This is a genomic window from Asticcacaulis sp. AC402, from assembly GCF_000495835.1.
In the GTDB taxonomy this organism is placed as follows: domain Bacteria; phylum Pseudomonadota; class Alphaproteobacteria; order Caulobacterales; family Caulobacteraceae; genus Asticcacaulis.
This window is the reverse complement of sequence record NZ_AWGC01000034.1, coordinates 63307-69983: the sequence shown is the minus strand read 5'-3', so window position 1 is coordinate 69983 and position 6677 is coordinate 63307. Positions and strand designations below refer to the sequence as shown.

General features: G+C 60.9%; 9 protein-coding genes and 1 tRNA gene. 3 read left to right on the top strand and 7 right to left on the bottom strand.

Going from position 1 to position 6677, the window contains the following annotated elements; all coding sequences use genetic code 11:
- Window positions 1-69 precede the first annotated feature (69 nt).
- The 3 genes from ABAC402_RS36745 to ABAC402_RS40590 all read right to left on the bottom strand — a co-directional run bounded on the left by ABAC402_RS36745 (window position 70) and on the right by ABAC402_RS40590 (window position 2072).
- Window positions 70-528, bottom strand: a complete 459-nt coding sequence (locus ABAC402_RS36745; RefSeq protein ID WP_023450910.1) for a DUF2948 family protein — start codon at window positions 526-528, stop codon at window positions 70-72.
- Window positions 528-1820, bottom strand: coding sequence for a UDP-N-acetylglucosamine 1-carboxyvinyltransferase (murA, locus tag ABAC402_RS36740; protein ID WP_023450909.1), 1293 nt, complete (start codon window positions 1818-1820; stop codon window positions 528-530). The genes ABAC402_RS36745 and murA overlap by 1 nt, the downstream gene beginning before the upstream one ends.
- 78 nt (window positions 1821-1898) lie before the next feature.
- On the bottom strand, window positions 1899-2072 hold the full coding sequence (locus tag ABAC402_RS40590) for a hypothetical protein (protein WP_023450908.1): 174 nt from the start codon (window positions 2070-2072) through the stop codon (window positions 1899-1901).
- Between the two features lie 94 nt (window positions 2073-2166).
- On the opposite strand from ABAC402_RS40590, the gene ABAC402_RS36735 reads away from it, so the two are divergent.
- Window positions 2167-2241: transfer RNA gene (locus ABAC402_RS36735), tRNA-Thr, on the top strand.
- Window positions 2242-2400: 159 nt separating this feature from the next.
- Entirely contained in the window at window positions 2401-2703 is a 303-nt protein-coding gene (locus ABAC402_RS36730; protein WP_023450907.1) for a hypothetical protein, read from the top strand.
- 12 nt (window positions 2704-2715) lie between these two features.
- On the opposite strand, the gene ABAC402_RS36725 is transcribed toward ABAC402_RS36730, so the two are convergent.
- Window positions 2716-3204 carry a DUF4112 domain-containing protein gene (locus ABAC402_RS36725; RefSeq protein ID WP_023450906.1) on the bottom strand — a complete coding sequence of 163 codons (489 nt, stop codon included), beginning with the start codon at window positions 3202-3204 and terminating at the stop codon, window positions 2716-2718.
- Window positions 3205-3349: 145 nt separating this feature from the next.
- Between ABAC402_RS36725 and ABAC402_RS36720 the strand changes: the two genes are divergently transcribed.
- Window positions 3350-4225 carry an endonuclease/exonuclease/phosphatase family protein gene (locus ABAC402_RS36720; RefSeq protein ID WP_023450905.1) on the top strand — a complete coding sequence of 292 codons (876 nt, stop codon included), beginning with the start codon at window positions 3350-3352 and terminating at the stop codon, window positions 4223-4225.
- Between the two features lie 4 nt (window positions 4226-4229).
- Here ABAC402_RS36720 and ABAC402_RS41195 read toward each other — a convergent pair whose 3' ends face one another.
- From ABAC402_RS41195 to ABAC402_RS36710, 3 genes are all read right to left on the bottom strand, one after another.
- Window positions 4230-5066 carry a hypothetical protein gene (locus ABAC402_RS41195; RefSeq protein ID WP_155847468.1) on the bottom strand — a complete coding sequence of 279 codons (837 nt, stop codon included), beginning with the start codon at window positions 5064-5066 and terminating at the stop codon, window positions 4230-4232.
- A 178-nt stretch (window positions 5067-5244) separates the two neighbouring features.
- Window positions 5245-6078, bottom strand: a complete 834-nt coding sequence (gene rlmJ / locus ABAC402_RS36715) for a 23S rRNA (adenine(2030)-N(6))-methyltransferase RlmJ (RefSeq protein ID WP_031235976.1) — start codon at window positions 6076-6078, stop codon at window positions 5245-5247.
- Window positions 6079-6313: 235 nt separating this feature from the next.
- Entirely contained in the window at window positions 6314-6673 is a 360-nt protein-coding gene (locus tag ABAC402_RS36710; protein ID WP_023450902.1) for an MmcQ/YjbR family DNA-binding protein, read from the bottom strand.
- Window positions 6674-6677 lie beyond the last annotated feature (4 nt).

Sequence of the window (6677 nt, the reverse complement as noted above, 5' to 3'; positions counted from 1 at the left end):
AGGCGCCGCATGGCTCCTCGCAAAAGCTCGGGCGCGCAGTCGCGCTTGCCAACCCACGATGAGTCAAGGTCATCGAGGGTTGGTATAAGGGTGATGTGGAGTCGACTTTGCCCGGTGTGGGGCGGCCAGGTCCAGCAATAAGACGTCGACGCATTCTGTTTCGATACGGATGTCGCGCGTGCCTTCGCCGGCAAACCGCAGGATCAGCACCGCAGCCGGTGGGGCCAGGGGTTCGATCGAGACGTCCAGAAGGCTCAGATGCTGCTGGCCGTTCTTTGGATCGAGGCCGCGGATCTGCACCTTGCCGACGCCGGAAACACGTAGCACCGACGGCGCCCGCAGGGGTTGACGACTGTCGAGTTCGTGGCAGAAGCGATTCATCCGCACGGTAAAATGGCGACCGACGCGGTCATAGGCCATATCGCCGAAACGCAGGGCAGCATCCTGGATCAGGGCTGAGATGGCCGGCAGGTCATCCGCGTCCTCGGCCATCAGACGGAGCGGCTTTGCACGTGGCTTGCCGAACATCACTCATCTTCCGGGATCGGATCGGATCCCTTGAGCCGCCGGATATTGGCGCCACAGGCCGACAGCTTGCCTTCCAGGTTCTCGAAACCGCGGTCCAGGTGGTAGACTCGGTTGATGATGGTTTCGCCGCGCGCCGCCAGGCCGGCAATCACCAGGCAAGCCGAGGCGCGAAGGTCGGTCGCCATGACCTGGGCGCCACGCAGTTCGGCGACACCGCGGACGCGGGCCTCGCCGCCCGACACCGAGATGTCTGCGCCAAGTCGGCCAAGTTCGGGAACATGCATGAAGCGGTTCTCGAAAATGGTCTCGCGGATGACGCTTTCGCCGTCGGCGAGCGACATCAGGGCCATGAACTGGGCCTGCAGGTCGGTGGCAAAGCCCGGATAGACTTGAGTTTCAAGATCGACCGGCTGTAGCCGGCCATCCCTGCGGGTAAGGGTGACTGTGTCGACACCTCGGTTGACCTCACAGCCGGCCTGGGTCAGTTTGTCGAGCAGGATAGAAATCAGTTCTGGCCGAACGCCGGTCAGGCGGACCTCTCCCCCCGCCATGGCGGCGGCGGCGGCGTAGGTACCGGCCTCGATCCGGTCGCAGATGACGGCCCAGTCGGTGCCGTGCAGGCTGGTGACGCCCTCGACGACGATCGTGGTGGTGCCCGCGCCACTGATCCTTGCGCCCATGGCGTTGAGGCATTCGGCGAGGTCGACGATTTCCGGCTCACAGGCGCAGCTGGTCATCACCGTTGTGCCTTGGGCAAGCACCGCCGCCATCAGAGCGTGTTCGGTGGCGCCAACCGAAACGAAGGGGAAGTCAATCTGCGCGCCTTTCAGGCCGCGCGGCGCCTGGGCGAAAACATAGCCCTCGTGCATATCGATATGAGCGCCAAGAGCCTCCAGTGCCTTCAGGTGCAGATCGACAGGGCGGGCCCCTATGGTGCACCCGCCGGGCAGTGACACCTTGGCATGGCCGGTGCGCGCCAGTAACGGGCCCAGGACATTGAACGAGGCGCGCATCTGGCGCACCAGATCGTAAGGCGCGAAAGACGAGGTGATTTCCGGCGTGTGCAGGGTCATGCACTGACCGCCTTCATTGGATTCCGCTATACGGGTGCCGAACCGCAGCAACAGGCGCGACAGCAGGCGCGTATCGGCCAGGCGCGGCATGTTGGTCAGGCGAACCGGTTCCGAGGTAAGCAGCGAGGCCGCCATCAGCTTGATCGCTGAATTCTTGGCCCCGGAGATGGGTATGTCTCCGTACAGGGGGCTGCCGCCCTCGATAACGATGCGATCCATATAGATGTCCGTAAGTCAAAAAATACGCGAAACGGGAATCGCGGTTCTACATCACATTCGGCCGCACGCAAGACAGGCTTAGTGCTTTTCCCTGTCCGGATCCGTCGTATTTTCGGAATCGGGCGCGGGTTCCTCAACTGCCGCCGCCTTGCGACGGCGCAGGTTGTCGCGCAGCGCCTTCTGAAGGGCCTGCGCGCGCCTTTCTTTTTCAGAAAGAACGGGTTTGTTTCGTGCGGCGTCTTTTGTGCTCATGGCAAGGCGTTACGAAAAGCGGAGAAGAAATTCAAGAGGTCGTGATTTTTCGCTTTGCCTTCCGGAAAAGTTTGGCTATAGCCCCTGCCTCTTCGCCGTATTAGCTCAGTGGTAGAGCGCATCCTTGGTAAGGCTGAGGTCGGCAGTTCAATCCTGCCATACGGCACCATCGGGGCCCGGTTTCGCGAGAAGCCGGGCCCCGGCCATTTTCGCGCCTCCACCTGCCTCACCCCCCAAAAACTGAATGGCGGCCGATGAAAATCGATCTCCAAATTGTTCCTTTATTTTCGGAATGCGAGGATCAGGGGTCAGGGAGTTTGTAAAGTTCATGACCATTGTAGAACGCCTTAACACGGCGATCGCCCAGGCGATGCAAAGCCAGCAAGTGATTTCCCAGTTCGACCTGACGACGGCCGACTACAACGAACTGCGCCGGCTGGCGGCGATCGGGGACTTGACCGCCGCCGGGTTCGACACCGCGCATGTCACCTTTAGGGGCTACCCCCTGCACCACAATGTGGTCATCGGCACCAGCATGGCTGTCACCAGCCGTGGTGCTATCTTCTTGTGGAACGCCCTGACGGAAAAGACTACCCCTTCCGGCGGCGGCCTCCGCAACTCCCGCGCCTAATCGAGCCAGCCCTTAACCCAGATAGACGACCCGCTTCTTGCCCTTTTGTTCGCGCATATCGGCCAGATGTTCGCGATGCTCCTCCGCGCTGCCGCGGGGCCCCTCGATGTAAAGCGTGCGGTCGATATCCTTTTGGATCAGGTGGGCGGCATAGAGATGCCCCTGGAAGAAGGCATCGATCAATCCGGGAACGAGAGCCAAAGGCGGAAAGAACTTGGCAATATCTTCAATGGTTGTGATGCCGCTATCGAGCAGCAGAATGATGAAAGACGTCGCGATTGTGCTGAGTGTCACACGGGCGCGAATCCCCTGGATCAACAGGAAACCTCCGGCCGAGACGGAATAGAGTGTGCCCAAACCGGGTATGGGCACCAGAGCCAGGATACCGTCGAGACCGATGATGTTGATCGGGCCAATGCCGATGATCCGATCCGAGAGTCGCTTTATCGATTCGATCGAGTCATAGATGCGATGGATGTGATCGTGCGACCTGGCCAGCATGGGGTCCCCCGCTAAGAGAAAATTAACCTTTCGCGCACGTCAGCTAAGGCCATGAAGCGATCAAAAGTCAACCGCCGACAGGACAGATATGTTGCGAGTGTTACAACGAATCCTACGGGCAGCCGGGGTTACCGCGGCCGCAGTTATGATCCTGGTGGCCCTGATCTGTCTGGCCAATCCGCACCGGCCGCTGTTCTATCTCATCGATATATTCTCGGTGCCGATCCTGTCGGCGTTCGTTGTGATGGCCGCCGGCCTTACTGTAATGCGGCAAAAATGGGCCGGTGGTTTGGCAGGCCTGGCCTGCGCCCTGATGCTGGCCGCCGTCTGGCCCCAGGCCTTTCCGAAGCAGGCAGCGGCGGATGACACCGTTGCGCCGGTGCGGCTGGTCTTCGCCAACCTGTTGATCCGCAATAAGACGCCGGAAAAGCTGTTGCCGTGGGTCGACAAACAAAACCCTGACGTCGTGGCGGTGATCGAAGCCAACCCCGACGCACGGGCGGCCCTGATCAGGGGCTTGAAAGCGACACGGCCCTATGTGGCGACACGCTATGACATGGTGGTGGTATCGCGCTTTCCGTTACGCCGTCCACGCCCCCGGCCTGGCGGCTTTGCCTTGATGACGGTCGACGTCGAGGCACCGGGCCGGCCGTTCAAGCTGGCCGTCACCCATCTGACACGGCCGTGGCCATTCAGCGATCCCGAGGATCAGCGCCGCCAGTTTTCCCGCCTCGCCGCGGCGCTGGATGGCTTCGCCCAACAGGACCTGATCCTGGTCGGCGATTTCAACACCTCGCCGTCGGCGTCGGGCATGGATGACTTCATGGGCCAGACAGGCCTGCATCAGGCGCCGGCTCTGCGCGGTACATGGCCCAGCTTCCTGCCGTCGTTGTTGCGGGTGGGAATCGATAATATCCTGGCCAGCCCGGACCGGGTCTTGAGCCGCCGTCAAGTCGGCGGCTTTACCGGTTCGGATCATAGGCCGGTGGTTGTCGATATTCGTCTGGCCCGCAAGAAATAAGACCTCAGGACTCGGGCTTCGTGGCAGGTTTCGGCGCCGGCTTGCCAGCGGCCTTGGGCGCCGGCGTAAATGCCTCCGGCTTGGTAATGACGTCAGCAGGTTTGGGTGCGACAGCTTCAGCGGGCTTGGCTGGCGGAACCGGCTTCGGTGCAGGGGCGGGTGCCGGCTTTGTGGCGACGGATTCAGGTTTCGTGTCAACCGCTGGCTTGGCCACAGCCAGTTCGGCGGCAATCGGCTTCGGCATCGCCTTGGCAACTGGCTTCGCTGCCTGGATTACGGGGGCAGGCTCGGCAGCCTTGACCACCTCGGCTGCAGCGTCCACGACTGAAGCTGGGACGGGCGCGTCAACGGGCGTAAACTCCGCGGTCGCTTCGGCCAGGCCAGGGATCACAGGGATTTCGGTGACCGGATCGATCAGAATTTCGAAGGCAGGCTTAGCCGTTTCCACAACAGTTTCACGGGTCTCGACCACCGTATCTGCGACCTTTGTCGCGACAGCTTGCTGGGAATCTATGGTACTTTTGACGCGCTCGGCGGCGGTTTCAGCCGGCGCCTCCGCCGGCTCGGCCAGATCCTTTGGCAAAGGCACGTTAAAGCCCGGCCATTTCGATGCCAGATCGGTGACCTGGGGCAGATCCTTAAACAAACCGCCCGACCGGCTCAGCGACTGAACAACCGTCCAGGCGCCGATGCCAAAACTGGTCGCCGCCCAGAACGGCACCCACATCGGCGACATCGCGCCGACCCACAGATGCACCGCCTTTTCAGAGGCCTGCTTGATCTCCACCGGGCTCGTAAAGGGAAGCAATTTCGGCGACTCAGTTTCAGATACAGTCAACATTTCTCACCTCGGGCCATGAGCCTCACGCCAAAAAACGCTCAGGTTTTCGGGTCAAATGAGGCGTTCAGTAAACTTGTTGCGTCGCAACATAGCATGTTCCACGGCGGACTCCAACCAGGAGAAACCATCTCACGGCAATTTGAGACTTGTGTAATTTTTATATGGGCCAGACGCTTTTTTATAAAGACCACACTCTGGCTTGGCCCCCGACTTCACCGAAAACGCGGACAACGTCCTCTGCAATTGATTTTAGGTGCAATGCAAAATTTTTCGGCGGATTGACGGCCATCAGCACACAGCCGTTCATCTTCATCGGGTTCCACAGCGGCCGCAGGCGCAACTCGGCGATCAGGTTGGCGGGCATGGGATCGAGCGTGCGCTCCAGGCCGCGCAGCCAGGCGTCGAAGGTTTCCAGATCCTTCAACGGCAACCAGATCAGCACGCGCGCATCGGCCTTGCGGCTGAGAATACCCTGCAGCGTCGAGGTCAGGTTGTCATAGTCGTCGCCGCGTTCGAACGGCGGATCGACCAGATAAAACAGCGATCGCGGCGACCCGGCCGAGTCGATTGCGACCTGATAGCCGTCTTCTTTCAAGGCTTTTCCGCGCGGCTCGATGCGCTCTCGCAACAGGTTGAAATCGTCGTCGCGCAGCTCACAGCCGATGTATTGATCACCCTGGCGGATATGGTCCAGCACCAGAACAGGCGAGCCGGGATAGATGCCGACGACGTCGCGGAAACCGGCTTTGAGGTTCTTGGCGCGGACGTAACTGGCCAGGGGTTGCAGGCTGTCAGGAACCTCCTGGCTCATCAGGTATTTAATCCCGGCCTCGGCCTCTTTCGAGCGGGCAAAATCGGGATTGGACAAATCGTAGAAACCGGCGCCGGCGTGGGTGTCGACGACCAGGAGCGGATCTTCCGCCTCGCGGATCAGGCGCAACAGCGTCAGGACCGCGGCGTGCTTGGCGAGGTCGGCGAAGTTGCCGGCATGGAAGCCGTGTCTGTAGTTCATGATGGCCTCATCCTCGAACCTGTAACCGCGGTCCAAAGAGGACCCCTCCGCTTCGACGCGCTTCGGCCCATAGGGGGGCCTTGCTTGCTCAGCACCTCCCCACCTTCGGCAGGGAGGAGAAGGTAGTATGAATAATTACGACTTCTCCTCCCCATGATAATGGGGAGGTGGCGAGCAAGTGAAGGCCATAGGCCGTAACGCGTCGAGACGGAGGGGTCCTAAGGACCGCACCGCGTCACGTCAATCCCAGACTTACCCGCGTCTTCTTCGGCAAACCCGCCGCCACGATTGTATGCGACTGGCGGATCAGGTCTTCCAGTTCACCATCCTCCATCACGTCACCGCGATAATACTGGATCCACTTCATGCCCCGCGACGCCAGGTATGGTGCCGGCCGGCAATCGGGATGATCGCTCAAAACCTCAAAGGCCAGCTCTGACACCTTGAAGCTGACCGCGAAATGGTCGTCCTTCCCCCAGCCGGCGACGGCGAAGACCTTGCCACCCACCTTCCAGACATCCGAACCGCCCCATTGCACGACATGGCTGGTGGCGGACAGTCCAGCGCAGAAGGCGTTGCAGCTTTCCGGGGTCACGCCG